At 69.5% G+C, this 25,524-nt stretch carries 27 protein-coding genes; 17 read left to right on the top strand and 10 right to left on the bottom strand.

The genetic code is table 11. From position 1 onward, the window contains the following. The first annotated feature begins 91 nt into the window (after positions 1-91). The 13 genes from JC881_RS09125 to JC881_RS09065 all read left to right on the top strand — a co-directional run bounded on the left by JC881_RS09125 (position 92) and on the right by JC881_RS09065 (position 12,373). The gene (locus JC881_RS09125; protein ID WP_198785402.1) at positions 92-676 is read left to right on the top strand and encodes an NADPH-dependent FMN reductase; all 585 of its coding nucleotides are present in this window, start codon (positions 92-94) and stop codon (positions 674-676) included. Next, a complete protein-coding gene (locus JC881_RS09120; protein ID WP_198785401.1) occupies positions 673-1,542 on the top strand; it encodes a pirin family protein in 870 nt (289 codons plus the stop codon). Before JC881_RS09125 ends, JC881_RS09120 begins: the two co-directional genes overlap by 4 nt. 107 nt (positions 1,543-1,649) lie before the next feature. Continuing rightward, positions 1,650-2,855 carry a M20 aminoacylase family protein gene (locus JC881_RS09115; RefSeq protein ID WP_198785400.1) on the top strand — a complete coding sequence of 402 codons (1,206 nt, stop codon included), beginning with the start codon at positions 1,650-1,652 and terminating at the stop codon, positions 2,853-2,855. A 39-nt stretch (positions 2,856-2,894) separates the two neighbouring features. Beyond that, positions 2,895-3,878, top strand: coding sequence for a tripartite tricarboxylate transporter substrate-binding protein (locus tag JC881_RS09110; RefSeq protein WP_198785399.1), 984 nt, complete (start codon positions 2,895-2,897; stop codon positions 3,876-3,878). A gap of 110 nt (positions 3,879-3,988) precedes the next feature. Beyond that, entirely contained in the window at positions 3,989-4,690 is a 702-nt protein-coding gene (locus tag JC881_RS09105) for a glycine zipper 2TM domain-containing protein (RefSeq protein WP_198785398.1), read from the top strand. A 153-nt stretch (positions 4,691-4,843) separates the two neighbouring features. Then, a complete protein-coding gene (locus JC881_RS09100; RefSeq protein WP_198785397.1) occupies positions 4,844-5,758 on the top strand; it encodes a dihydrodipicolinate synthase family protein in 915 nt (304 codons plus the stop codon). Positions 5,759-5,794: 36 nt separating this feature from the next. Further along, on the top strand, positions 5,795-6,937 hold the full coding sequence (locus JC881_RS09095; protein ID WP_198785396.1) for a branched-chain amino acid ABC transporter substrate-binding protein: 1,143 nt from the start codon (positions 5,795-5,797) through the stop codon (positions 6,935-6,937). A 13-nt stretch (positions 6,938-6,950) separates the two neighbouring features. Continuing rightward, on the top strand, positions 6,951-7,886 hold the full coding sequence (locus JC881_RS09090; protein WP_198785395.1) for a 4-hydroxyproline epimerase: 936 nt from the start codon (positions 6,951-6,953) through the stop codon (positions 7,884-7,886). Positions 7,887-8,058: 172 nt separating this feature from the next. Continuing rightward, positions 8,059-9,162, top strand: coding sequence for an NAD(P)/FAD-dependent oxidoreductase (locus JC881_RS09085; protein WP_198785394.1), 1,104 nt, complete (start codon positions 8,059-8,061; stop codon positions 9,160-9,162). Continuing rightward, positions 9,159-9,407, top strand: a complete 249-nt coding sequence (locus tag JC881_RS09080; protein ID WP_198785393.1) for a (2Fe-2S)-binding protein — start codon at positions 9,159-9,161, stop codon at positions 9,405-9,407. The genes JC881_RS09085 and JC881_RS09080 overlap by 4 nt, the downstream gene beginning before the upstream one ends. Then, positions 9,404-10,690 (top strand): NAD(P)/FAD-dependent oxidoreductase, encoded by a 1,287-nt coding sequence (locus JC881_RS09075; RefSeq protein ID WP_198785392.1) that lies wholly within the window; start codon positions 9,404-9,406, stop codon positions 10,688-10,690. The genes JC881_RS09080 and JC881_RS09075 overlap by 4 nt, the downstream gene beginning before the upstream one ends. 20 nt (positions 10,691-10,710) lie before the next feature. Continuing rightward, complete coding sequence (locus JC881_RS09070; protein WP_233101668.1) at positions 10,711-11,379, top strand: GntR family transcriptional regulator; 669 nt, start codon at positions 10,711-10,713, stop codon at positions 11,377-11,379. A 61-nt stretch (positions 11,380-11,440) separates the two neighbouring features. After that, complete coding sequence (locus JC881_RS09065; RefSeq protein WP_198785390.1) at positions 11,441-12,373, top strand: fatty acid desaturase family protein; 933 nt, start codon at positions 11,441-11,443, stop codon at positions 12,371-12,373. Here the strand turns inward: JC881_RS09065 and JC881_RS09060 are convergent. The 4 genes from JC881_RS09060 to JC881_RS09045 all read right to left on the bottom strand — a co-directional run bounded on the left by JC881_RS09060 (position 12,300) and on the right by JC881_RS09045 (position 15,213). Beyond that, a complete protein-coding gene (locus JC881_RS09060; protein WP_198785389.1) occupies positions 12,300-13,541 on the bottom strand; it encodes an acyltransferase family protein in 1,242 nt (413 codons plus the stop codon). The two genes, JC881_RS09065 and JC881_RS09060, sit on opposite strands and share 74 nt — an antisense overlap. A 34-nt stretch (positions 13,542-13,575) precedes the next feature. Next, on the bottom strand, positions 13,576-14,610 hold the full coding sequence (locus JC881_RS09055) for a MerR family transcriptional regulator (protein ID WP_198785388.1): 1,035 nt from the start codon (positions 14,608-14,610) through the stop codon (positions 13,576-13,578). A gap of 18 nt (positions 14,611-14,628) precedes the next feature. Beyond that, positions 14,629-14,961, bottom strand: a complete 333-nt coding sequence (locus JC881_RS09050; protein WP_198785387.1) for a hypothetical protein — start codon at positions 14,959-14,961, stop codon at positions 14,629-14,631. Between the two features lie 81 nt (positions 14,962-15,042). Further along, a complete protein-coding gene (locus tag JC881_RS09045) occupies positions 15,043-15,213 on the bottom strand; it encodes a hypothetical protein (protein WP_177224862.1) in 171 nt (56 codons plus the stop codon). A gap of 59 nt (positions 15,214-15,272) precedes the next feature. Between JC881_RS09045 and JC881_RS09040 the strand changes: the two genes are divergently transcribed. Next, a complete protein-coding gene (locus JC881_RS09040; RefSeq protein ID WP_198785386.1) occupies positions 15,273-16,757 on the top strand; it encodes an MATE family efflux transporter in 1,485 nt (494 codons plus the stop codon). Here the strand turns inward: JC881_RS09040 and dbpA are convergent. The 4 genes from dbpA to JC881_RS09020 all read right to left on the bottom strand — a co-directional run bounded on the left by dbpA (position 16,723) and on the right by JC881_RS09020 (position 20,487). Further along, positions 16,723-18,174, bottom strand: a complete 1,452-nt coding sequence (gene dbpA / locus JC881_RS09035; protein WP_198785385.1) for an ATP-dependent RNA helicase DbpA — start codon at positions 18,172-18,174, stop codon at positions 16,723-16,725. The two genes, JC881_RS09040 and dbpA, sit on opposite strands and share 35 nt — an antisense overlap. An 85-nt stretch (positions 18,175-18,259) precedes the next feature. Continuing rightward, positions 18,260-18,526, bottom strand: a complete 267-nt coding sequence (infA, locus tag JC881_RS09030) for a translation initiation factor IF-1 (RefSeq protein ID WP_093128941.1) — start codon at positions 18,524-18,526, stop codon at positions 18,260-18,262. A gap of 60 nt (positions 18,527-18,586) precedes the next feature. After that, positions 18,587-18,847 carry a hypothetical protein gene (locus tag JC881_RS09025; protein WP_198785624.1) on the bottom strand — a complete coding sequence of 87 codons (261 nt, stop codon included), beginning with the start codon at positions 18,845-18,847 and terminating at the stop codon, positions 18,587-18,589. A gap of 389 nt (positions 18,848-19,236) precedes the next feature. Then, entirely contained in the window at positions 19,237-20,487 is a 1,251-nt protein-coding gene (locus JC881_RS09020) for an MFS transporter (protein ID WP_198785384.1), read from the bottom strand. A gap of 82 nt (positions 20,488-20,569) precedes the next feature. Between JC881_RS09020 and pdxR the strand changes: the two genes are divergently transcribed. Both pdxR and JC881_RS09010 read left to right on the top strand, forming a co-directional pair. After that, positions 20,570-22,030 carry a MocR-like pyridoxine biosynthesis transcription factor PdxR gene (pdxR, locus tag JC881_RS09015; protein WP_198785383.1) on the top strand — a complete coding sequence of 487 codons (1,461 nt, stop codon included), beginning with the start codon at positions 20,570-20,572 and terminating at the stop codon, positions 22,028-22,030. Positions 22,031-22,130: 100 nt separating this feature from the next. Next, positions 22,131-23,213: a catalase family protein gene (locus JC881_RS09010; RefSeq protein ID WP_198785382.1), complete on the top strand. Its 1,083-nt coding sequence runs from the start codon at positions 22,131-22,133 to the stop codon at positions 23,211-23,213. A gap of 6 nt (positions 23,214-23,219) precedes the next feature. Here the strand turns inward: JC881_RS09010 and JC881_RS09005 are convergent, their stop codons facing one another. Next, positions 23,220-24,275: a sugar phosphate isomerase/epimerase family protein gene (locus JC881_RS09005; protein ID WP_198785381.1), complete on the bottom strand. Its 1,056-nt coding sequence runs from the start codon at positions 24,273-24,275 to the stop codon at positions 23,220-23,222. A 136-nt stretch (positions 24,276-24,411) separates the two neighbouring features. Here JC881_RS09005 and JC881_RS09000 point away from each other — a divergent pair, with 136 nt between their 5' ends. After that, the gene (locus JC881_RS09000) at positions 24,412-25,293 is read left to right on the top strand and encodes a gamma-glutamyl-gamma-aminobutyrate hydrolase family protein (protein WP_198785380.1); all 882 of its coding nucleotides are present in this window, start codon (positions 24,412-24,414) and stop codon (positions 25,291-25,293) included. Positions 25,294-25,297: 4 nt separating this feature from the next. Here the strand turns inward: JC881_RS09000 and JC881_RS08995 are convergent, their stop codons facing one another. Beyond that, on the bottom strand, positions 25,298-25,483 hold the full coding sequence (locus JC881_RS08995; protein ID WP_198785379.1) for a hypothetical protein: 186 nt from the start codon (positions 25,481-25,483) through the stop codon (positions 25,298-25,300). Between the last annotated feature and the right edge of the window lie 41 nt (positions 25,484-25,524).

Raw genomic sequence — 25,524 nt, 5'->3', positions numbered from 1 at the left:
ACTCTACCGTCTAGTCGATCAATGGGTGTGACCCTAATCTTCAGGTCATGGCTTTTCCAGCCTCCAGCCCACCCCCATTCAGGAGCACTCCATGACCCAGCAAAAACCTCTCATCGGTATCGTCCTCGGCTCGACCCGCGAGGGCCGTTTCGGCGAGAAGCCTGCGCAGTGGATCCACGACATCGCAAAGCAGCGCACCGATCTCGCCTTCGAGCTGGTCGACCTGCGCGACCATCCGCTGCCCTTCTTCAACGAAGCCGGCGCGCCCGCCTGGGGCCCGGTGAAGAACGAGGCCGCGCAGCACTGGCAGGCCAAGCTGGCCACCTTCGACGGCCTCGTCATCGTCACGCCCGAATACAACCACGGCCCGAGCGCCGTGCTCAAGAACGCGATCGACTGGGCCTACAAGGAGTTCGTGCGCAAGCCGATCGGCTTCGTGGGCTACGGCGGCGTGGGCGCGGCGCGCGCGGTCGAGCAGCTGCGGCTGGTCGCGGTCGAGATGCAGATGGCGCCGGTGCGCAACGCGGTGCACATCGGCATGGTCGAGTTCATGGGCATCTGGCAGCAGGGCAAGAGCTTCGACGACTTTCCGCACCTCGCGCAGGCCGCCACCGGCATGCTGGACGACCTCGCGTGGTGGACCCGCGCGCTGAAGACAGCAAGGGAGGCCGCATGACCACCGCAATTGAAGTCGCCACGCAAGCCCGCGCCATCGTCTACCGCACGCGCGGCGCGCAGCACGGGCCGATCACCCGGCTCATGAGCCCGGGCGACCTGGGCGAATTTTTGAAGCCCTTCGTGTTCCTGGACCTGTTCGGCTTCGATGTCGGCGGCGGCCACAAGGGCTTCGGCATGCACCCGCACTCGGGCATCGCGACGCTGACCTGGCTCATCGAGGGCGACACGCTCTACGAAGACACGACCGGCAAGGAGGGCGAGCGGGGCGTGCTGCGCGGCGGCGGCGTCGAGTGGATGCGCGCGGGCAACGGCGTGTGGCACACGGGCGCGCCCGCGCCGGACGTGAAGCGCGTGCGCGGCTTCCAGCTCTGGGTGGCGCTCCCGGCCTCGGAAGAAAACGCGCCGGCGCAAAGCATCTACCTCGCGCCTTCGCAGGTGCCGCAGGAGGGCCCCGCGCGCGTGCTGCTCGGGCGCTACGGCGCGGCGCAGAGCGCCATTCCGGCGCCGGCGCCGATGAACTACCTGGCCGTGCAGCTGAAGGACGGCGAGCATTGGCGCTACACGCCGCCGGCCGGCCACACGGTCGGGTGGGTCGCGGTCAATGGCGGCGCGCTCGATGCGGGCGACAGCACCGGCGGGCCGATCGGCACCGGCGAGCTGGCGGTGTTCGAGGAGTCCGGCGAGGCCATCGATTTCACGGCGCGCGGCGACACGTCGTTCGTGCTGGGCTCGGCGGTCAAGCACCCGCACGACCTCGTGATGGGGCACTACTCGGTGCACACGAGCCGCGCAACGCTGGAGCAGGGCGAGGCGGAGATCCGCCGCATCGGCGCGAAGCTGCGGCAGGAAGGCCGGCTGGGCTGATTCGGCCACAGCAGGCCAAGAGCAGACCCAGCGCAAACCAGCGTGCGCCCGGCGGGCGGCTGCGCCAGAATCGTTCGCTTCGAACGACTCCCGCAGCCCCACCCGCCATGAACCTCGTTGACGCCTTTGCCAGCAACGCCGCCCGCTTCGTAGACATCCGACGCGACATCCACGCCCACCCCGAGCTGGGCTTCGAAGAACACCGCACCTCCGAGAAGGTGGCCAACCTTCTGGCCGAATGGGGCATCGAGGTGCACCGCGGCATCGCGGGCACCGGCCTCGTGGGCGTGCTGCGCAAGGGCACGGGCAGCCGCACCATCGGCCTGCGCGCCGACATGGACGCGCTGCCGCTCAACGAAGCCAACGACTTCGCCCACAAGTCCACCCACCCCGGCCGCATGCACGCCTGCGGCCACGACGGCCACACGACGATGCTGCTGGCCGCCGCCTGGCACCTGTCGCAGCAAGGGCCGGATGACTTCGACGGCACCGTGCATTTCATCTTCCAGCCCGCCGAAGAGATGGGCAAGGCCGGCGCCAGGAAGATGATCGACGAGGGCCTCTTCGAGCGCTTTCCGTGCGACGCGGTCTTCGGGCTGCACAACTTTCCGGTCGGCGACGTGGGCCGCTTCGCGCTCAACGAAGGCGCGCTGATGGCCTCCAGCAACACCTACAGGATCACCGTGCACGGGCGCGGCACGCACGCCTCGATGCCGCACACGGGCATCGACCCGGTGGCCGCGGTGGTCACGCTCGCGCAGCAGCTGCAGACGATCGTGGCGCGCACCATTCCCAGCACCGAGCGTGCACTGCTCGCGGTCACGCAGATGCAGGGCTCCGATGCGCCCAATGTGATTCCCGATGTGGCGACGGTCGGCGGCACGATCCGCACCTTCTCCATCGAGGCCATCGACAAGATCGAGGCACGCCTGCGTGAAGTGGCGGCCGGCGTGGCGGCGGCGCATGGCTGCACGGCCGAGGTGTACTTCAACCGCTCCTCCCCGCCGACGGTGAACCATCCGGCCGAGGCGCGCTTTGCCGCCGGCGTGATGCGCGAGGTCGTGGGCGACGACATGGTCACCGACGACTTCCCCGCAGTGATGGGCGCAGAAGACTTCGCGCACATGCTGCTCGCGCGGCCCGGCTGCTATGCATTTTTGGGCAACGGCGACGGCGACCACCGGCTCGACGGCCACGGGCCCGGCCCTTGCATCATTCACAACACCTCGTTCGATTTCAACGACGAGATCATCCCGATCGGTGCCAGCTATTTCGTGAAGCTGGTGCAGCGCTGGCTGCCGTCGGGCACCTGAGTTCCTTTCCTGTTGACGATGATGAAAGTGGCCACAACGATGACTTCCACCCTGTTCACCCGGCGTTCGCTGGCTGCGGCTGCAGCCGCCGTGGCCTTCTGCGGTTTCGGCAGTTTCGGCGCTGCCCACGCGCAGCAGCGCGTGATCCACGTCATCGTGCCCTTCGGCACCGGCGCCGTGCAGGACACGGTGGCGCGCGCCTTCAACAACGAGCTGGGCGCGGCGCTCAATGCGAGCGCCATCGTGGAGAATCGCGCGGGCGCGGGCGGCACCGTGGGCGCGGCCATCGTGGCGCGCGCGCCGGCCGACGGCAACACGCTGGTGCTGGCGGCCGCGAGCCACAACATCGCGGCGTTCCTCTACAGCAAGCTGCCCTACGACCCGCTGAAGGACTTCGTCGGCGTGGCCAACGTGGGCAACGCGGGCTACGTGCTGGCGGTGGCCAGCGGCATGAACGTGTCGAACACGGCCGACTTCATCAAGGAGGTCAAGGCCAACCCGGGCAAGTACAACTACGCCTCGGCCGGCAACGGCAGCGCCACGCACCTGGCGATGGCGTCGTTCCTCGCGAAGGCGGGCCTGCAGATGACGCACATCCCGACCAAATCGACCGGCGAGGCCGTCAACGAAGTGCTCGCGGGCCGGGTGCAGGCGGTGATCTCCTCGAGCATCGGCGTGATGGGCTTCCAGGACGATGCGCGCATGAAGCTGCTCGCCTCCACCGGCCAGTCGCGCAGCCCCTTCCTGCCGAAGCTGCCGACCGTGGCCGAGAGCGGCTTGCCGGGCTACGCCTTCGATTCGTGGATCGGCCTGCTCGCGCCAGCCGGCACGCCCAAGGCCGAGGTCGAGCGCCTCAATGCCGCGGCCAACAAGGTGCTGGCCGATCCGGCGATCCAAGAGCGCTTCAAGCGCCTGGGCGTGGAGCCGCGCAGCCAGAGCGCGGAAGAGTTCCAGAAGCTGCTGCGCGCGGACTGGGATGCGATGGGCGTGGTGGTGAAGGCGTCGGGCGCGAAGATCGACTGAGCGCGGCCGGCGCGGCGTGTAGGACGCCGGTCAATTGACAACGCGCCCGCCGCGCTCATGCTCCTTGGTGAGTTCCGGTGCATCCGCCCCGGACCGCAAGGGGACTTTTCATGGACTCGATTTCGCCACCCAACCTGCCTTCGGGCGCACCCGCGAGCAGGCTGCCGAAGGTCCTGTGGCCGGTGATCGGCGTGCTGGCAGTGGCCGTCGCCGCGCTCGGCGGCGTGTTGCTGCATCGGCAGGATGCGGGCGCGCCGCCGGCGATAGTGGCCGCCGCGCCGGCCGCGGGTTCGCCCACCGCACCGGACGACTTCAAGCCTGAAGCGATGCCAGTGGCGCCAGCGCCGGCCGTGCCGCCGGTGACGACCGGCGCGGCGCCGCAGGCCATGACTGCCGCACCTGCGCCGTCCCCAGGCCCCGGCGCCGCCCCGGTCGCTGCGGCCGCACCCGTCGCTCCGGCCCCACCACCCTGCGCCGTCTGCGGCCATGTCGAATCGGTGCGCCCGGTGCAAAAGCGCGCGCAGAACACCACCGGCGTGGGCGCCGTGGCCGGCGGCGTGGTGGGCGGGCTTGTCGGCAACCAGTTCGGCCATGGCAACGGCCGCGTCGCGACCACCGTGCTGGGCGCGGTCGGCGGCGGCTTCGCGGGCAATGAGGTCGAGAAGCACGTGCGCACCGTCACGGTCTACGAGGTCGCGGTGCGCATGGACAACGGCTCGCTGCGCACGGTCGAGACGAAGACCGCGCCGCCGATCGGCAAGCCGGTCACGCTGCGCAAAGGCCTGCTGCGCCCGGCGGACGGCCGCAAATAGGCGCCGGCGCCGCGCCGGCGCGCGATCCGCCCGGCGATATCACACAACCCACCCGCTACGGAAGAGCGCTTGCCCCACGCGCAGCTTGACGATATATCCTTAATATATTTAAAGTGCGGACCTTTCCCACCGTCATCCCCTGAGGAGCAACCCGTGAGCAATCCCCGCTGGCAAGGCATCTTTCCCGCCATCACCACCAAGTTCCACGCCGACGAAAGCATCGATGCCGAGGGCACCGCGCGCCACATCGACTTCCAGATCCGCAACGGCATCCATGGCCTGGTGACCTGCGGCTCGCTCGGCGAAGCCAGCACGCTGACGCTCGAGGAAAAACTGCAGGTCGCCAAGATTGCGCTGGAGGCCGCCGACGGCCGCATCCCGGTGCTGGCCAACGTGTCGGAGACCAGCACGCGTGAAGCGCTGCGCTACGTGGACGGCGCCAACAAGCTGGGCGTGGCCGGCTTCATGGTGATGCCCTCGGTGATCTACGTGGCCGATGCGCGCGAGGCGATGCTCAACGTGCGCACCATCGCCAACGCCGCGCAGCAACCCATCATGGTCTACAACAACCCGGTGGCCTACCGCGTGGACCTGAAGCCCGAGCACATGGTGGAGCTGGCCGACTGCGAATGGATCGCCGCGATCAAGGAGAGCACCGACAACATCCGCCGCATCACGGACCTGCGCAACACGGTGGGCGACCGCTACCAGCTGTTCCTGGGCGTGGACGACTTGGCCTACGAGGGCCTGGCGCTCGGCTGCGATGGCCTCCTGGCCGGCGTGGGCTGCGCGTTCCCGCGCGAGACCGTGGCGCTCTACGACCTCATGAAGGCCGGCAAGTTCGCCGAGGCGCTCAAGCTCTACCAGTGGATGACGCCGATGCTGCACCTGGACGTATCGACCAAGCTGGTGCAGAACCTCAAGCTCATCGACCTCCTGGTCGGCGTGGGCACCGAGCACATGCGCCGCCCGCGCCTGCCGCTCATCGGCGATGAGCGCGCCTTCATCGAAGGCATCGTGAAGAAGGCGCTCGCGACGCGGCCGGCGCAGTACCAATCGGTTGTGTAATAACCGCCCTTTCATTGTCCCAACCTAGGAAGAAACATGAAGACAAAAGCAGGCATGGTTCCCTTTTTCGGTCTCGTCGGCCTCGCGGCATTCGCCCTCGCGGGTCATGCCAATGCGCAGGAGCAGGTCGTCAAGATCGGCCACAGCGGTCCCCTCTCGGGCCCCAACGCGTTCGCGGGCAAGGACAATGAAAACGGCGTGCGCCTGGCCATCGAGGAGCTCAACGCCAAGAAGCTCAGCGTCGGCGGCAAGACGCTGAAGTTCGAGCTGGTTTCCGAAGACGACCAGTGCGATGCCAAGACCGGCGTGAGCGTGGCGCAGAAGTTCGTGGACGACGGCGTGAAGTTCGTCATGGGCCCGTACTGTTCGGGCGTGGCGATCCCGGCCTCGCGCATCTACAGCGACGGCGGCACCCTGGTCTCCACCGTGGGCACCAACCCGAAGGTCACGCAGGGCGGCTACAAGAACCTCTACCGCATCATCGCGAGCGACAACCAGATCGGCTCCAGCATGGCCGTGTACGCGGCCAAGGAGCTGAAGGTCAAGAAGGTCGGCGTGATCGACGACCGCACCGCCTTCGGCCAGGGCCTGGCGGAAGAGTTCACCAAGGAAGCGCAGAAGCAGGGCCTCACGGTCGTGGGCAAGGAATTCACCACCGACAAGGCCGTGGACTTCACCGCCATCCTCACCAACATGAAGGCCAAGGCGCCCGAGGCGATCTTCTTCGGCGGCTACGCGCCGCAGGCCGCACCGATGGCACGGCAGATGAAGCAGCTGGCCGTGCCCGGCAAGCTCCTGGGCGGCGACACCGTCTGCAGCCCCGCCACCGGCAAGCTCGGCGGCGACGCGGTCAACGACCTGGTGTATTGCGCGCAGGGCGGCTCCATCCTGGAGAAGGCGCAGAGCGGCCCGGCCTTCAAGGAGAAGTTCAAGAAGCGCTTCAGCGCCGATGCGGATGCGTACGCCGCCTCGTACTACGACCAGGTGCTGTTCATCGGCGAATCGATGAAGAAGGCCAACTCGATCGACCCCGACAAGGTGGGCGCGCAGCTCTACAAGGACACCTACAAGGGCGTGGCCGCGACGTATGCGTACGACGACAAGGGCAACATGAAGCAGGCGCCGATCACGGTGTTCACCTTCAAGAACGCCGCTCCCGTTCCCATCGCCAGCTACTGATCGGACGACGCCCATGCAACGCATCCAGATCGTCGACTCGCACACGGGCGGCGAGCCCACGCGCCTTGTGATCGGCGGGTTTCCCGACCTGGGTGGCGGCAGCATGGCCGCGCGCCGCGCGCTGCTCGCGGACCAGCACGACAAATGGCGCGCGGCCACCGTGCTCGAGCCGCGCGGCAGCGACGTGGTGGTCGGCGCGCTGCTGTGCGCGCCGGTGTCGCGCGACGCGGCCGCGGGCGTGATCTTCTTCAACAACGCCGGCTACCTGGGCATGTGCGGCCACGGCACGATCGGGCTGGTCGCGAGCCTGGCGCACATGGGGCGCATCGGCGTGGGCGAGCACCGCATCGAGACGCCGGTCGGCACGGTCACCACCACGCTGCACGACGACGGCTCGGTGAGCGTGCGCAACGTGCCGGCGTACCGGCACCTGCACCAGGTGGCGGTCGAGCTGCCGGGCCATGGCGTCGTGCGCGGCGATGTGGCGTATGGCGGCAACTGGTTCTTCCTGGTGAGCGAGCACGGCCAGCGCGTGGCGAGCGACAACCTCGCGGCGCTGACCGACTACACCGCCGCATTGCGCAAAGCGCTCGCGGCGCAGGGCATCACGGGTGCGGACGGTGCGGAGATCGATCACATCGAGCTCTTCGCGAATGACGACGATGGCGCGGACAGCCGCAACTTCGTGCTCTGCCCCGGCAACGCCTACGACCGCTCGCCCTGCGGCACCGGCACCAGCGCCAAGATCGCGTGCCTCGCCGCCGACGGCAAGCTCGCGCCGGGCGAGACGTGGACGCAGGCCAGCGTGATCGGCAGCCGCTTCGAGGCCAGCTACGCGATGGACGGCGACAAGGTCATCCCGACGCTGCGCGGCCGCGCGCACATCAGTGCCGAGGCCACGCTGCTGGTCGATGACAACGATCCCTTCGGATGGGGCATCCGGCTCTGAGAAGGTGTGAACGAACCCGCCATGCCCGCTCATCCCGCCCAAGCACACCCGCTCGGCGTTGCAAATGCTCGCCATAGCCCGAGCTATGGCTGTGCTTTGCGCCTTGATCGGGCGCGCCTGGGCGGGCTGCTCGGGCACGCCGGATTCATTCACACCTTCTGACGCCGCTGGCATGAACGCGGATGTGATCGTCATCGGCGCCGGCATCGTCGGCGCCGCCTGCGCCCATGCGCTGGCGCAGGCTGGCCGCCGGGTGCTGGTGCTCGATGCGCGCATCGGCGGCGCTACGGGCGCGGGCATGGGCCACCTCGTGGTGATGGACGACAACCCGGCCGAGCTTGCACTGAGCCGCGACTCGACCGCGCGATGGCGCGCCCTCGCGCCGCACATGCCCGAGGACTGCGCGTACAGCGCCTGCGGCACGCTCTGGATCGCCGCGAACGCAGAAGAAATGGCCGAGGCCGAACGCAAGCAACAGCGCCTGCGTGAACACGGCATCGATGCCCGCATGCTCGACGCAGCCGCACTGGCGCGCGCCGAACCCGCATTGCGCAAAGGCCTCGCGGGCGCGCTCGAAGTGCCGGGCGACGGCATCCTCTACGCGCCGAACGCGGCGCGCTGGCTGCTCGGCCAGGGTGGCGATGCAATCCGCATCGAGCACGCGAAGGTCGAGGCGATCGAAGACGACGGCACGCTGCGTCTGGCCGACGGCACCCGCCGCACCGCGCCGCAGATCGTGCTGGCCAACGGCATCGAGGCGACGACGCTCTGCCCCGAGCTCCCCATCCGCCCGAAGAAAGGCCACCTGCTGATCACCGACCGCTATCCGGGCACGGTGCATCACCAGCTCGTGGAGCTCGGCTACGTGACCAGCGCGCATCACAGCGACGGCGACTCGGTGGCGTTCAACGTGCAGCCGCGGCCGACAGGGCAGTTGCTGGTCGGCTCCTCGCGGCAGTTCGACACGACCGATCCGGCCGTGGAAGCGCCGATGCTCGCGCGCATGCTGCAGCGCACGCTCGACTACCTGCCGGGGCTCGGCAATCTCAATGCGGTGCGCGCGTGGACCGGCATGCGCGCCGCGTCGCCCGATGGGCTGCCGCTGCTGGGCAAGCACCCATGGCGCGAGAAGCTCTGGCTCGCCGTCGGCCACGAAGGCCTGGGCGTGACCACCGCGCCGGGCAGCGCGCATGTGCTCGCGGCGCTGATGACCGGCGCTGCACCTGAATTCGATGCGGCGCCCTATGCGCCGCGCGGCCTGCTGGAGATGGCATGAGCAGCCACACCTTGCTGCACATCGACGGCAACCTCGTGCGCGTGAAGGCGGGCAGTTCGGTCGCCGCCGCGTTGCGCATCGCAGGCGGCATGGGCGTGGCGCGAACCTCCGTCACGGGCCTGCCGCGCGCGCCGTTCTGCGGCATGGGCGTGTGCCAGGAATGCCGTGTGCTCATCGACGGCCGGCGCCGGCTCGCGTGCCAGACGGTCTGCGCCGAAGGCATGCGCGTGGAGACCTCGGAATGACCGCGCTCGAACACTGCGATGTGTTGATCGTCGGCGCGGGCCCGGCCGGCATGGCGGCGGCGGTTGCTGCCGCGCCGAGCGGCGCATCGATCGTCGTGATCGACGACAACCCCGCGCCTGGCGGACAGATCTGGCGCGACGGACCCGGCGCCTCACTGCCTGCCGCTGCGCGCAAGTGGCGCGATGCGCTCGCGCGCCACGCCAACATCCGCGTGTGCAGCGGCACGCGCGTGATCGCCGCGCCCGCGCGCAACGAACTGCTGCTGGAAGACGCCGAGCGCGGCTGGCGCATGCAGTGGAAAAAACTGATCCTCTGCACCGGCGCGCGCGAATTGCTGCTGCCGTTTCCCGGCTGGACATTGCCTGGCGTGACGGGTGCGGGCGGCCTGCAGGCGCTCATCAAGGCGGGCATGCCGGTCGAAGGCGAACGCATCGTGATCGCAGGCAGCGGGCCACTGTTGCTCGCCGCGGCTTCTACTGCGCGCGCTGCCGGCGCAAAGGTCGTGCGCATCGCCGAGCAGGCCGCGTTCGCGTCGGTCGCGGGTTTCGCCGCGAACCTGTGGCGCTGGCCCGGCAAGGCCGCGCAGTCGGTGACGCTGGCCGATCCGCAGTACCGCACCGCGTCGCGCATCGTCTCGGCGCAAGGCGGCGCGCAGGTCGAATCGGTCCGGCTTTTTCAGGGCGGCCGCGAAGTGGAAATCGCCTGCGAGCGCGTGGCCTGCGGCTTCGGCCTCACGCCCAACACGCAGCTCGGCCGTCTGCTCGGCTGCGCCCTCGCGTCCGAAGGCGCGCAGGCGCTGGCCGTCGATGCGCGGCAGCTCACCAGCCTGCCCGACGTCTACGCCGCCGGCGAGTGCACCGGCTTCGGCGGCAGCGAGCGCGCGCTCGCGCAAGGCGCCATCGCCGGCTACGCGGCGGTCGGCAACGAGCGCGCCGCAAAGCAGCACGAAGGCGAACGCGCCCGCTGGAACGCCTTCGCCGCGCAGCTGCACCGCAGCTTCGCGCTCGCCCCCGAGATCAAACAGATGCCGCAGCCCGACACCCTCGTGTGCCGCTGCGAAGACGTGCCCTACTCCGCGCTCGCCGACTGCATCGGCTGGACCGATGCCAAGCTCCATCGCCGCTGCGGCATGGGCGCCTGCCAGGGCCGCGTGTGCGGCGATGCGGCGCAGTTCCTCTTCGGCTGGACGCCGCCCGCGCCGCGCCCGCCGCTGTCGCCGGTGCGCATCGCGACGCTGGCCGGCCTGGCGAACCTCGCGGAAGGGAGCGACGCCCGACAATGAGGCCCCATCCGAAGACAACCATGGCCGCCCCGAAAACCGCCCTCCGCCCCCCGCCCAAGCGCCGCGCCGCCGACGTGGCCTACGACGCCATCGAGACGCTGCTGTCCACCATGCAGCTGGAGCCCGGCAGCCAGATCGTGGAGGCCGACCTCGCCGAGCGCACGGGCCTGGGCCGCACGCCGGTGCGCGAGGCGCTGATGCGCATGGTGTCGATCGGGCTCATCGTGCAGCAGCCGCGCCGCGGGCTCCTGGTGTCCGCGATCGACCTGGCCGACCACCTGGATGTGATCCAGACCCGGCGCGTGTTGGAGCGCCTGATCGCGGCGTGCTCGGCGCGCCGCGCGACCGCGCTGCAGCGCAAGGACATCGTGCGCTGCGCCGAGGCGATGGTCGAGGCCGCGGGCCGCGGCGACCTGGCCGACTACATGCGCGCCGACCACGCGCTCGACCTGGTCAACCACCAGGCGAGCCACAACGATTCGGCGGTGAAGGCGGTGATCCCGCCCATCGTGCAATGCCGGCGCTTCTGGTACGCCTACCAGCACGAAGGCGAGATCGTCGAAGGCGCGAACGCGCACCTCGAATTGGCGCAAGGCATCGCGACCGGCGACGAGGCGGCGGCCATTGCAGGTGCCGAACGCCTCATGGATTACCTGGAGCTTTTCGCCCGCAAGATCATCGACAAATAGGTCGAAGGACTACCGGGGAATTCCGAGTGGTTTGCCGCGGCCCGCGGCGCATACTGGCCCGATGGCCGTCGCACCCCGCGCCCAACCCGAGGACTTCTTCACGCCCGAGGAGTGGCAATCGCTCACCCGCCGTTCGTCATGGAAGGGCCTGTGGCTGGTGGCGCATTGCTGGGGCGTCGTCGGCGCCGCGATGCTCGCGGGCAGCGTGTGGCCGTGGACCGTGCCGCTCATGGTGCCCATCGTCGGCGCGCGGCAGCTGGGGCTCTTCATCCTGATGCACGACGCGGCGCACGCGGGCCTGCACCGCAGCCGCAAGGTCAACGACTGGGTGGGGCACTGGCTGTGCTCGTCCACGCTGCGCGATTACCGGCCTTATCACCTGCAGCATCACCGCTTCGTGCAGCAGACCGAAGACCCGGACCTCGTGCTCTCGGCGCCCTTCCCGATCACGCGCGAATCCATGTGGCGCAAGGTCGTGCGCGACCTGAGCGGACAGACCTTCTACAAGCAGCGCTTCGGGCACATCGCCGAGGGCATCCGCCAACGCGCGCCGGGCGAATCGGCGCTGAAGGTGTTCGGCCGCGAGATCGCGAAGGACAGGCGATTCCTCGTCGGCAACGGCCTCGGCCTGCTGGCCTTTGCGTTGGCCGGCTACGGGTGGGCCTGGGTGCTGATGTGGCTGCTGCCGATGGCGACGTGGCTGCCGCTCGTGAGCCGCGTGCGCAACATCGCCGAGCACGCGCTGGTGGCGCAGAACGAGGCCGATCCGCTGCGCCAGGCGCGCACCACGCATGCCAACCTCATCGAGCGCATCCTCATTGCGCCGTACTGGGTCAACTACCACTGCGAGCACCACGTGTTCACCAGCCTGCCCTGCTGGGCGTTGCCAGAGGCGCACCGCCTGCTGCTGCGCCGGGGCATCACCGAGCGGATGGAAGTTCAGCCGGGTTATCTGAGCCTTCTGAGGCAGGCGACGGCCGCAGCGCCGGCGTAACTCGCCGACCGTTCAGCAGCGTGCCGACGGGCGTGTAGCGCACCAGCAGCTGGTAGCTCGCGAGTGCCACGAGCGAAGTGGCCGCGATGTTGAGGCCCATCTTCGCGAGCGCGCCCAGCGGCGCATCGAACAGCAGGATGCCGAAGCCGATGGTGCCGAGCATGTGCACCAGGTACACCCAGTACGAGCTTTGCGAGAGGTACGCCAGCACCGCGTTCTGGCGCGGCAGCCAGCGCACGAAGGCGCCGATCAACGCCAGGCTCCAGAGCCACGAAGCCGCGTTGTAGGCGAAGGCGATCCAGAACTCGGGATGCGGCAGGCGGTGCGCACCGGGCCCGTGCAGCGCGCCCAGCAGCGCGATCGTCGCGATGAAGAACACCAGCCCGGCCAGCGCATGGCCCTTGCAGCGCGCAGCGAAGCGCGAGAGCAGGCGCTCCTGGTCGCGGTGCAGGTACCAGCCGAACACGAAGAACAGGCCGCTCTGCACCCACTCGGAGAACGAGGGCAGGAACGCGCTGCTTTCCATCACGAAGCCGGACGGATGAAAAGCGCCCGTCACCGCCAGCGGCAGCGCGAGCACCACGAAGCCCCAGCGGCGTTCCGCGAGCACCGCGAAGCCGCGGGCGACGGCATCGCGCACCGTCATCGGAATGAAGCGCTGCAGCCGCACGCCGGCCCATGCCACGACGCTGAACCAGAACAGCTGGTAGAGGAACCACAGGTGCATCGTGTTGAAGGGTGAGCCGCCGGGCTGCCGCGCGGGCGTGAGCGCGGTGTCGATGCCCGGCACGCCGCGCGCGGTCAGGTGGATGTAGACCATCGCAAGCACCGTGGTCAGCACGAACAGCGGCGGCCAGAAGATCGCAAACGGCAGCGCGAGCCGCAAGCCGCGGTTCTTCAGCATGCCGTCCGCCCCGCGCCGCGCGACCAGCAGCGCGACGAAGAAGCCGGCCAGCACGAAGAACACCGGCATGCGGAAGCTGTGGATGAAGAGCAGCAGCAGGTCGGCCACATGCGATGTCTTCGGGTCGCGCCAGGGCAGCGGCGAATCGACGGTGAGGTGGTTGATGGCCACATGCAGCACGATGCCGAGCCACATCATCAGGGCGCGGAGGTTGTCGAGCGCGTGGAGCCGTGGTTGGGGGTGTGGGGTGTGTGCGTTGTTCATGAGGCCGACTGTTGGGCCTCACGCAACGTCAGGGTCAAGGGGGTTTCGGACCTGGCGCCGGACTTTTTGGCGGAAGCGCGGCGATGGCCTGCAGCAGGTAACCGCGCACCGCGGGGCCGACCACGGCGGCCGCCTGCAGCACCGGCTCCGCGGCGATTGCCGCCGACAGGCGGGCCGCGAGCGCGGGGTCGTGGTCCGTGAACGCCTCGAAGAGCTGCAGCCACGATTGCGCGATGGCCTGCGCGGCCGGGTCGTCGGGACGCACGCCACCGGCCTGCAGCGCGGCCAGTTCCGCGCCGAGGCGGTGCCATTCGTCTTCGGGCGGCCTGCCCAGGCGCGCGAGGTCCTCGGTGTCCAGGTGGCGCAGCAGCGCCGCCATCCGCAGGCCGATGGCCTCGCCGATGTAGTCGATCAGTTCGGCCGGCGGCCCGTCGTCGCGCCGCGCCACGGGCTCGCGCCGGTACATCTCGCCCCAGCGCGTGATGAGGTCGTAGTTGCCGTCCATCCACTGGCCCATCAAGGTCATCCAGCGGGCGGCGATCGGCTGCACCTCGAGCGCATCGGCAGGCACGCCGCGCGTCATCAGCGCGGCCGCGTCGGCGATGAGCGGGGGCCACTGGCCGGCCACGGCGCGCCAGTTGGCCATGAGCGACTGGATCTCGGCGGGGCTGAAGTAGCGGCCGTAGGTGGTCATCTGCTCCAGCGTGACGAGCCAGTCCTTCATGTCGGGCTGGGCGCCTTCGGCGAGCCGCTGCGCGAGGAGGCCGAGCCGCTCGCGCAGGGCCGTGGCCTGCGCGATCTGCTGGTCGAGCGATGCGATCTGGCGCTGGATGATCGGGGGCAGCGCGCCGCTTTCGGCGCCCAGCAGCCCGCCGATTTCCGCCAGCGGCAGCCCCAGCAGCCGCAGCGCCTGGATGGCGTGCAGCCGGCCGATGTCGGCGGCGTTGTAGAGGCGGTAGCCGGCGTCCGAGCGCGCCGAGGGGGCGAGCAGCCCGATGGCGTCGTAGTGGTGCAGCGTGCGCACCGTGAGGCCGGTGTGTTTCGCGAGTTCGCCGACCTTGAGCAGCATCGCGCGCCTCTTTGTTTTTTATTCGCCGGCCGGTGCCGGGGCCGGTGTGGGCTCGGGGCCGGGCCAGCCCAGCAGCTCGGCCAGCCGCTGCACGATCCATTCGGCCTCGGCGGGCGACACGCCGGATTCCGGCGTCGCGAGTCCGGCGTGGATGCGCCGCAGGATTTCGCTCTCGACCGGCACCTCGGTGTGGTGCTGGATCTGCGCGTGGCCCACCAGGTGGCTGGCCAGGTCCTCGCAGATCTCGTAGCGCTCGCGCACCACGCCGATCGGTTCGCTCAGGCGCTGGCGCGCGTCGCTGTAGACCGCGAAGAACGAGGGCGGGATGAAGATCTGGTTGTCGTCGGACATCGCTGCTTTATAGCTGGCCCAATGACAAAACGCGCCCGGGGGCGCGTTCGTCGTGGCTCCAGAGGAGCCGCAGGGGCTGGATCAGCCGCCCTTCTTGGCGCGCTTGCCAGGGTTCTTCTTGCTGCGCGTTGCGGTGCCGCGTTCCAGGCTGACCTTCTGGCCACCGCCGGTCTTGGGCAGGGCGTAGCCGGGCAGCGGCGTCGGCTTCGGGGTGGCAACGCGTTCGGCTTCGGTACGGAATGTCTTGGGCATGAAAAGCTCGGGTAAAAGTAATGTTCGAACCTGCAATTAGGCCACATCGAGGATTTCATATGCCAATAACCGAAACGGCGGGTGCCGTCGAGCGTCCGCGCTTCGTTTCGGGCTCGCTCCTGCGCCATGTTTGCGTGATGGCGGGCACCGGTGCCATCGGGCTGATCGCGGTGTTCGCGGTCGACCTGATCAACCTCTTCTACATCTCGCTGCTCGGGGAGAAAGAGACGGCGGCGGCGGTCGGTTTCGCGGGCGTGGTGGGGTTCTTTCATGCATCGCTGTGCATCGGGTTGACCATCGGCATCGCGGCCGTGGTGTCGCGCACCGTGGGTGCCGGCCGCGCGATGGATGCGCGCCGCATCGCCACCTCCAGCCTCGTGCTGATGACGGCCGCGTCGGTGGTGGTGGGCAGCGGCACGGCTTTTTTCCTGCACCCTGCCCTGCACGCGCTGGGCGCCGAGGGCGAGACGGCGCGACTCGCGCAGCGCTATCTCTCGGTGACGGTGCACACGCTGCCGCTGCTGGGCCTGGGCATGGCGTGCTCGGCGCTTTTGCGCTCCATCGGCGATGCGCGCCGCTCGATGACGGTCACGCTCGCGGCGGCGTTCGTCACGGCGGTGCTCGATCCGATATTGATCTTCGGCTTCGGGCTGGGGCTCGACGGCGCGGCGATCAGCGCGGTGGTCTCGCGCATGGCGCTCGCGGCCATCGGGCTGCACGGCGTGATGGTGAAGCACCGCATGCTCGGGCGCTTCGAGCCGCCGCGGCTGGCGGGCGACGCGCGCGCCCTTGCGAGCGTGGCGGGGCCGGCGGTGCTGACGAACCTCGCGACGCCCGTGGGCGCTGCGTTCGTCACGCATGCGATCGCGCAGTTCGGCCCGTCGGCGGTGGCGGGTGCGGCGACCATCGACCGCCTGAGTCCCGTGGCCTTCGGGCTCGTCTACGCGCTGAGCGGCGCGGTCGGGCCGATCCTGGCGCAGAACCTCGGCGCGGGCCAGTACCGCCGCGTGCAGGAGGGGCTGCGCGACAGCCTGCTGTTCATGGTGGCCTCGGTGGCCGTCGCCTGGCTCGTGCTGGCGCTGGGACAGGGCGTGCTGATCCGCGCGTTCTCGGCCGAGGGGCAGGCGGCCGAATTGATCGCGCTCTTCTGCACGTGGCTCGCGGCGAGCTTCTTTTTTGCGGGCGGGTTGTTCGTGGCGAACGCGTCGTTCAACAACCTCGGGCATCCGCTGCTGTCGACGTTCTTCAACTGGGGGCGCGCCACGCTGGGCACGATTCCGTTCGCCTGGTGGGGCTCGCACTACGGCGCGGCCGGCGTGCTCGTCGGGCAGGCCGTGGGCTCGTCGATCTTCGGATTGCTGGCGGTGGTGGTGGCGTTCCGGCTGGCGTCGAAACTGGCGCGGCAGGAGCCGTCGGCGAAAGCGCCCACTCCCGTGCTCGATGCGCCGGTGGCGCCGACTTCGGCGCATGGCGATGCTGCGGCGCTCGCCACGCCGCAGCCTGTGGCCGCTACTGGTCCTGCAGCGTCAGCAGCCGCACCTTGACCGACTTGCCCTTGACGCGGCCGCTGCCGAGCTTGTGCGCGGCCTCGGCGGCGATGGCGCGATCGACGGCCACATACGTCGAGAACTCGTTGACGTTGATCTTGCCGACCTGGTCCTTCGTGTAGCCGCAGTCGCCCGTGAGGGCGCCCAGCACGTCGCCGGCGCGGATCTTTTCCTTGCGCCCGCCCACGATCTGCAGCGTGGCCATCGGCGGCTGCAGCGGCGCGCCCTTGGCCGGCGTGAGCTCGGCCAGTTCGTGCCATTCGGACTCGCGGCCCTGCAACTGCTCGATCTTTCCGACGCTGCCCATCTCGTTCATGCTCGCCAGGTTCAGCGCGAGGCCTTCGGCATCGCCCGACTGGCCCACGCGGCCGGTGCGGCCGACGCGGTGGATGTGGATCTCGGAATCGGGCGTCACGTCGACATTGATCACCGCTTCGAGGTGCGAGATATCGAGGCCCCGCGCCGCCACGTCGGTGGCCACCAGCACCGAGCAACTGCGGTTGGCGAACTGCACCAGCACCTGGTCGCGCTCGCGCTGTTCGAGTTCGCCGAAGAGCGCCAGCGCGCTGAAGCCCTGCGCCTGCAGCACTTCGACCAGGTCGCGGCACTGCTGCTTGGTATTGCAGAAGGCCAGCGTGCTGACAGGGCGGAAATGGTCCAGCAGCAGGCTCACGGTGTGCAGCCGCTCGCTGTCCTTCACCTGGTACCAGCGTTGGCGGATCTTGCTGCCTTCGTGCTGCGCCTGCACCGTGATCTGCTGCGGGCTCTTCATGAACTGCTGCGCGAGCTTGGCGATGCCTTCGGGGTACGTGGCCGAGAAGAGCAGCGTCTGGCGCTCCTTCGGGCACTGGCGCGCGACCTTCACGATGTCCTCGAAGAAGCCCATGTCCAGCATGCGGTCGGCTTCGTCGAGCACCAGCGTGTTGAGCGCCGAGAGGTCCAGATTGCCGCGCTCCAGGTGGTCCATGATGCGGCCCGGCGTGCCCACGACGATGTGCGCGCCGTGCTCAAGGCTCGCAATCTGCCCGCGCAGCGCGACGCCGCCGCAGAGCGTGACCACCTTGATGTTTTCTTCGGCGCGCGCGAGACGCCGGATCTCGGTCGTGACCTGGTCGGCCAGCTCGCGCGTCGGGCACAGCACCATCGCCTGGATGGCGAAGCGGCGTGCGTTGAGGTTGGCGAGCAGCGCCAGGGCGAAGGCGGCGGTCTTGCCGCTGCCGGTCTTGGCCTGGGCGATCAGGTCCTTGCCCAACAGCGCCGGCGGCAGCGCGGCGGCCTGGATGGCCGTCATCTGCGTGTAGCCCAGCTGGGTGAGGTTGGCCAGCATCTGGGGCGAGAGCGCCAGCGTGGCAAAGCCGTTGTCGGTCGAAACCTGGGCGTTGGAGCCGTCGGCTGTGGGATTGGTCGTGGTCATCGTTTCAGCAGCCGGGACCCGGGAAAAACAAAGGCCTTGCCGGCACCCTTCGCGGGGTGCCGCAAGGCCTCTTGTCCGTCGCGGATCAGCGGCGGGGGGAGTTGTTGCCGCCGGTCGGCGGCGGGCCGCGACGTTCCAGGTGGCGGAAGGTGATGCGACCCTTGGTCAGGTCGTAGGGCGAGAGTTCGAGCGACACCTTGTCACCCGCCAGGATGCGGATGTGGTGCTTGCGCATCTTGCCGCCGCTGTAGGCGATCAGCTGATGGCCGTTGTCCAGCGTGACACGGTAGCGCGAGTCGGGCAGGACTTCGGTCACTGCGCCGTTCATTTCGATCAGTTCTTCCTTGGGCATGTGTGATTACCTCTGAATCTCGTTCGATGTGTGTTGGATATGAAGATGGGCGTGATTGTTTCAGCCTGCGCACGGCAAGGCGAGCGGGGCGTTGCGCGTGTTGCGCTCGCGCACCCAGCAAAGGCCCTGGTCGATGGCATAGCGCAGGGCGGCGGCGTGGCTCGCAAAACGCGGCGTGAAGCGCATCACGCGGTCGTGCATGCCGCTGCCGTGGCCGGAGCGGATCGAGACGGAGGCGGCGAAATGGCCGTCGTCCTGGTGTCGAATGAGCGGGGAAACAAGGTACTTGCCCACCGCGATACTGTGTTGAATGATGTCCATGGAGCCTTGGCACAGCGCGCGAATGTTGGACGCGAAGTGCCTGAAAAATAATTGAAAACGGGCGTGGGCCGGCCGCAATGGCGCGGCGAACGCGCTATTCGCTTCAACAAGAACGAAGGCAGTGGTGGCAATCATGGGCGCCCGGTCTGGCGCTCCAACACACTGTGAAGCCGGCTGAAAGTGTGGGGGCCTGAAGAATCCAAGGGACAGTGCAGGTCAGCCGGCAATATGACGAAGTGCTTCGTCGTGGTATCGAAACGAACCCGTCATTATAGCTTGACGGGCATGACAGTTGCTCATCTTCAAAGCAAGCCGGGGCCCGATGGCCCCGCGAAGGACGGTCGCTCCTGCGAAGTCTGCTATTGAAAATATAGCAAAACACGCCGCAATCAGGCAGCCAGCGGCGATGTCGGCAAAGAAAGCGCCGTCCGCGACCTGTGGGCCGCGCGCAACATCAGGCCTAGCCCCACGATTTGGCTGGCGGCGCCCGCCCAGCCAACCGCGCCGACGCCGAACAGGTCGATCACCACGCCGCCCAGCGCCGAGCCCGCCGCGATGCCCAGGTAGATCGCCGAGGCGTTGAGCGACAGCGTCATCGGCGCGCGATCGGGTGCCAGGCGGATCAGCCGCACCGCCTGCGCCGGGCCGAACCCCCAGCCAGCGAAGCCCCAGAGCGCCGACAGGCCCACGATCAGCGGCAGCGCCAGCTCGCGCGGCAGCATCTGCGCCGAGAACGACAGCCCGCCGAAGATCGCCACCAGCACGAGCGCGAAGGCCTGCGCCACGCGGTCGGCGCCGAAGCGGTCGGTCGCCCAGCCGCCGGTGGCGGTGCCGAGGGCGGCCGCGACGCCGATCGCGCAGAACACGGCGCTCACGCCCTGGGCGCCGAAGCCCACCGTGCCCGACAGGAACGACGCGATGTAGGTATAGAAACTGAAGCCGCCCGTGGTCCACAGCACGGTGGTCAGCAGCGCGGGCAGCACGCCGGGCGCGCGGGCCACCGAGAACGACGGCGCGCGCGCGGCAGTCGCCGGCGCCGAAGAAGCCAGGCTGCGCGGCAAACCGACGGCCACGCCCCAGGCGGCCAGCGCCGCGACTGCGGCCACCAGCAAATAGGCCGTGCGCCAGCCGCCCCAGCCCGCGATCCACGCGCCCAGCGGCACGCCGACGGCGACCGCCACCGTGCCGCCGCCCGTCACGATGGCCAGCGCCCGTCCGCGCAGCGCGGGCGACACCATCGACGCCGCCACCGCGCTCGCTGTCGGCAGGAACACGCCGGCCACCAGTCCGAGCGCGATGCGCGCCAGCGCCAGCTGCGCGAAGCCCTGCGCCATCGAGGCGGCCAGCGTGATGCCCGCGAATGCCGCAAGACTCGCGACCAGCAGCGGCCGCCGGCCGAAGCGCGCGAACAGTGCGGCCATCAGCGGCGAGCCGATCGCATAGCTCAGCGCGAACAGCAGCACCAGCTGCCCGGCGCGCGTGGCGCTCACCTGCAGGTCGGCCGCCAGCATCGGCAGCAGGCCGACGACCATGAAGCTCTCGGTGCCCAGGGCAAAGGCGCCCAGCGCCAGCCACGCCAGGCCGAGGGGCAGGCGTTCGGCGGGTTGCGCGGGCGCGGCGGCGAGAGGTTCGGTGTGCATGGCGAGACTCCGGTGAGCGTTCTGAGGCCTTCAGAATAGGCTTGCGATTGGCTCTTCAAAAGAACCACAATCGGCGAACTTCATGGAGCCACTTTTCGAACTCGCCATTCGCCTGCCGGGCACCGGCTCGCGCGACCTGCTGCGCGAGGTGCACCGGCAGTTGCGCGACGCCATCCTCGACGGCCGGCTGCAGCCCGGCGCGCGGCTGCCCGCCACGCGCGCGCTCGCCGGGCGGCTGGGCGTCTCGCGCAACACCATGCTCGCGGCCTACGACCTGCTGTTGAGCGAGGGCTACCTGCTCGCGCGCCCCGGCGCCGGCACCTACGTGGCCGACACTCTGCCCCGGTCGCGCCGCGGCCGCACGTCCAAAAAAGGCGCACCGGCCCGGCGCGATCCGCGGCTGGTGCCGCTGAACGTGCCCGGCGCCGACCTCGCGCCCACGCTGCAGCCGCCACGCGCACGCGACGATTTCCGCGTCGGCCTGCCCGACACCGGCGCCTTTCCGTTCGATATCTGGCGGCGCCTGTCCGACCGCGCGCTGCGCCGCATCGCACGCGAGCCCGCCGACTACGCCCAGCCGCAGGGCCAGGCCGCGCTGCGCGAGGCGATCGCCAGGCACGTGTCGTTCACCCGCGCGGTCGGCTGCACGGCCGACGACATCGTGGTCACCGCCGGCGCGCAGCAGGCCTTCGGGCTGCTCGCGCGCATCCTCGTCGTGCCCGGGCGCACGGTGGTCGCGGTGGAGCAGCTTTTCTATCCGTCGCTGCGCGAGGCCATGACCGCCGCGGGCGCGAAGGTGGTCACCGTGCCGACCGATGTCGAGGGCCTGTGCGTCGAGCGCCTGCCGCCCGAGGCGCGCGTGATCTGCGTGACGCCCTCGCACCAGTTCCCCACAGGCGTCGCGATGTCGCCGCAGCGCCGCGCGGCGCTGCTGGCCTTCGCGCGGGCGCGCAACGCGGTGGTCATCGAGGACGACTACGACAGCGAATTCCGCTTCGCCGGCCGCCCGCTCGACGCGCTGCAGACGCTCGACCGCGCCGAATCGGTCTGCTACGTCGGCACCTTCTCCAAGAGCCTGTTCCCCGCGCTGCGTCTCGGTTTCGTGGTCGCGCCGCCCTGGGCGCGCGCGGCGCTCGTGCGGGCGCGCGAGCTGGCCGACTGGCACGGCCCGGTGCTCGGGCAGGAGGCGCTCGCCGCCTTCATCGCCGAGGGGCACCTCGCGCGCCACATCCGCAAGATGCGCAAGGTCTACGGCGCGCGGCGCGCCGCGCTGCTCGAGGCGCTGGCCAGGCACTGCGCGGGGCGGCTCGAGGTGATTCCGTCCGATGCGGGGCTGCACCTGTCGGCGTGGCTGCGCACGGATTCGCGCGACCACGCCGCGGTCGAACGCGCGGCCGCGGCCGGCATCACGCTGCCGCCGCTCTCGCGCTTCGCATTCGATCCGAACGCGCCCGGCGTGCCCAACGGCCTCGCCTTCGGCTACGGCCTGATCGACGAATCGCAGATCGACGGCGCGATCCGCCGCCTCGCCGCGCTGCTCTGAGCGCCGCCCTTCGCGCACGCATTGGCGCTGCGCTCCTACACGGCGCCTCGCGGGCGCGCCGGATCGTGGGTTTCAGTCCCACGCAGAAGAAAGACCGCCGATGAACACCGCCACGCTTTCCGCCACCCCCGTGCGTTTCGACCCGTCCGTGGAGACGCTGGTTGACGACGAGCTCCACACCCAGGCCGAACTCGTCGCCACGCTGCTGGGCATGTCCCGCACCATGGCTGACCACACCGGCCATGCGGCGCGCAGCGTGCATGCCAAGAGCCATGGCCTGCTGCACGGCGAACTGCGTGTGCTCGACGGCCTGTCCGAGCCGCTGGCGCAGGGCCTCTTCGCCGCGCCGGGCCGCCATGCGGTCGTGATGCGCATCTCCACGCCGCCCGCCGAGATGCTGGACGACCGCGTCTCGCTGCCGCGCGGCATGGCGCTCAAGGTGATGGACGTCGAAGGCGAGCGCGTGGAAGGCTCGGAAGCCCACACCACGCAGGACTTCCTGTTCGTCGACGGACCCGTGTTCCTCGCGCCCGACGCGAAGGGATTTCTCAAGAGCCTGAAGCTGCTGGCCGGCACCACCGACAAGGCGCCCAACGCCAAGCGCGTGCTCTCCAGCGTGCTGCAGGGCGTGGAAAAGGCCGTCGAGGCGGTCGGCGGCCAGAGCGGCAAGCTGATCGCGATGGGCGGCCACCCCGAGGTCCATCCGCTGGGCGCCACCTTCTTCACGCAGGTGCCGCTGCGCTACGGCAACCACATCGCGAAGCTGCAGTTGGCGCCGGTCTCGCCCAACCTGTTGGCGCTCGAGGGCCAGCCGATCGACCTGGACGACAAGCCCGATGGCACGCGCGAAGCGGTCATGGACGTCGTGCGTCAGCAGCCCGCCGAATGGGAACTGCGCGTGCAGCTGTGCGTGGACCTGGAGCGCATGCCCATCGAAGACGCCTCGGTCGAATGGCCGCAGGACCTGAGCCCCTTCGTGCCCGTGGCGCGCATTACCGTCGGCCCGCAGGCCGGCTGGAGCGATGAGCTCGCGCGCGAGATCGACGACGGCATGGCCTTCAACCCCTGGCACGCGCTGGCCGCGCACCGGCCGCTGGGCCAGGTGATGCGCGCGCGCAAGGCCGCGTATGCCGCCTCGTCGAACTACCGCAGCGAACGCAACGGGTGCCCGTTGCACCGCTGAGAAGGTTCAGCCGAGGCCGAGCATCTTCCGGTTCGACGCCACGTCCACGCCGCCCGCCGCGAAGTCGTCGAAGGCCCGGTCGGCCACGCGGATGATGTGATCGGCGATGAAGGCCGCACCCTCGCGCGCGCCGTCTTCTGGGTGCTTGATGCAGCACTCCCATTCGAGCACCGCCCAGCCGGGGAAGTCGTACTGCGCCATCTTCGAGAAGATGGCCTTGAAGTCCACCTGCCCGTCGCCCAGCGACCGGAAGCGCCCGGCGCGGTTGATCCAGCTCTGGAAGCCGCCGTACACGCCTTGCTTGCCGGTCGGGTTGAACTCGGCGTCCTTCACGTGAAAGATCTTGATGCGCTCGTGGTAGTGGTCGATGTACGCGAGGTAGTCCAGCTGCTGCAGCATGAAGTGGCTCGGGTCGTACAGCAGGCAGGCGCGCGGGTGGTTGTTCACGCGCTCCAAAAACATCTCGTAGCTCACGCCGTCGTGCAGGTCTTCGCCGGGGTGGATCTCGTAGCCCACGTCCACGCCCGCGGCGTCGAAGGCATCCAGGATCGGGCGCCAGCGGCGCGCGAGCTCGTCGAAGGCCTCTTCGATGAGTCCCGGCGGGCGCGGCGGCCACGAGTAGAGATACGGCCACGCCAGCGCACCCGAGAAGGTCGCGTGCGCCGTGAGCCCGAGATGGGCCGAGGCTTTCGCCGCGAAGTGCAGCTGCTGCACGGCCCATTGCTGGCGCCGCACCGGGTCGCCGCGCACCTCGGGCGCCGCGAAGCCGTCGAAGCCCGCGTCGTAGGCCGGGTGCACGGCGACCAGCTGGCCCTGCAGGTGCGTGGAGAGCTCGGTGATTTCCAGCCCGTGATGGGCGAGCGTGCCCTTCACTTCCTCGCAGTAGGTCTTGCTCTCGGCGGCTTTCTGGAGATCGAACAGGCGCGCGTCCCAGCTGGGGATCTGCACGCCCTTGTAGCCCAGGCCCGCGGCCCAGCCGGCGATGGCGTCGAGCGTGTTGAAGGGGGCGGTGTCTCCGGCGAACTGGGCCAGGAATATGGCGGGGCCCTTGATGGTCTTCATGGCTTGTCTTCCTTATACGCCGTGGCGGCGTTGAAAGCATACTTGGCGTGTCGTCCGACCCCGTGCGAGAGGCCAACGAGCCACAATGGACTTTCCTTTTCGCACCCTCCGATCAGTTCGCGCTGACAGTCCCGCGATGACGCAACCCGTTTCCGCCCGGCTCAAGATCGGCCTGTCGGCCTGCTTCTCGCACGCCGACCCGGCCCGCTCGCTCTTCACCAACAAGACGCTGCAGTACGTCGAGCAATCGATCGCGCACTGGCTCATGTCGGCCGGCGCGATGGTGGTGATGGTGCCCTGCCCCACCGGCGAAACTGCGCGCGGCGACACCAAGCTCTCGCACTACGCGGAGTGGCTCGACGGCGTGGTGATGCACGGCGGCGCCGACGTCTGGCCCGGCAGCTACGGCGAGGTGCCGCTGAAGGACGCGTGGATCGGCGACCAGATCCGCGACCTCTACGACCTCGCACTGGTCGAGGCCTTCGAGCAAGCCGGCAAGCCCGTCTTCGGCGTGTGCCGCGGCCTTCAGCTCATCAACGTGGCCTTCGGCGGCACGCTCTACCAGGACATCGAGGAACAGCACGAAGGGGGCCTGCGCCACCGCGACCCGGTGACCTACGACCAGAACTTCCACGAGATCGAGATCGTGCAGGGCACGCGCCTGTCCAAGCTCTACCCGCAGGTGGAGACCGCGCGCGTCAACAGCATCCACCACCAGGGCATCAAGGGGCTCGCCCCGGGTTTCGAGATCGAGGCCTGGAGCCTGCCCGACCGGGTGCCCGAGGCGATCCGCCGCCGGCCCGAGCGCGGCCGCAGCTACATCGCCGCGACCCAGTGGCACCCCGAATTCCACAAGTACGGCAGCACCGAGACGGTCGACGACACGCCGATCCTGCATGACTTCCTGTGGGCCTGCGCGACCGCCAAGGTCGCGCCGAAGACGCCGCCGCGTTCGGGCTCCGGCAAGATCCGCGACCGTGCGGCGCGGGTGCTGCGCCAGGCGCTGCTGCGGCGCTGAAGGATCAGCGGCGGTCCGAGCGGCTCGTGCCGCCGCTGACGCTGGCGTCGATCGTGCCGAACACGGTGACGCCGCTGCCGGACGAGGCACCGGGCGCGCCGCTGGCCGAGCTCGTCGAACCGGTGCCGGCGCAGCCCGCCACGAGGGCGCCCATCGCGAGGGCGAACACAGCTGCAATGAATGACTTCACGGAAAACTCCAGGAATGGGTGGGACTGCGGACCACTATAGG

Origin of the sequence: Variovorax sp. IB41, assembly GCF_016405905.1 — a bacterium.
In the GTDB taxonomy this organism is placed as follows: domain Bacteria; phylum Pseudomonadota; class Gammaproteobacteria; order Burkholderiales; family Burkholderiaceae_C; genus Variovorax.
The sequence above is the reverse complement of the archived record's forward strand: the minus strand, read 5'-3'. Positions and strand labels throughout refer to the sequence as shown.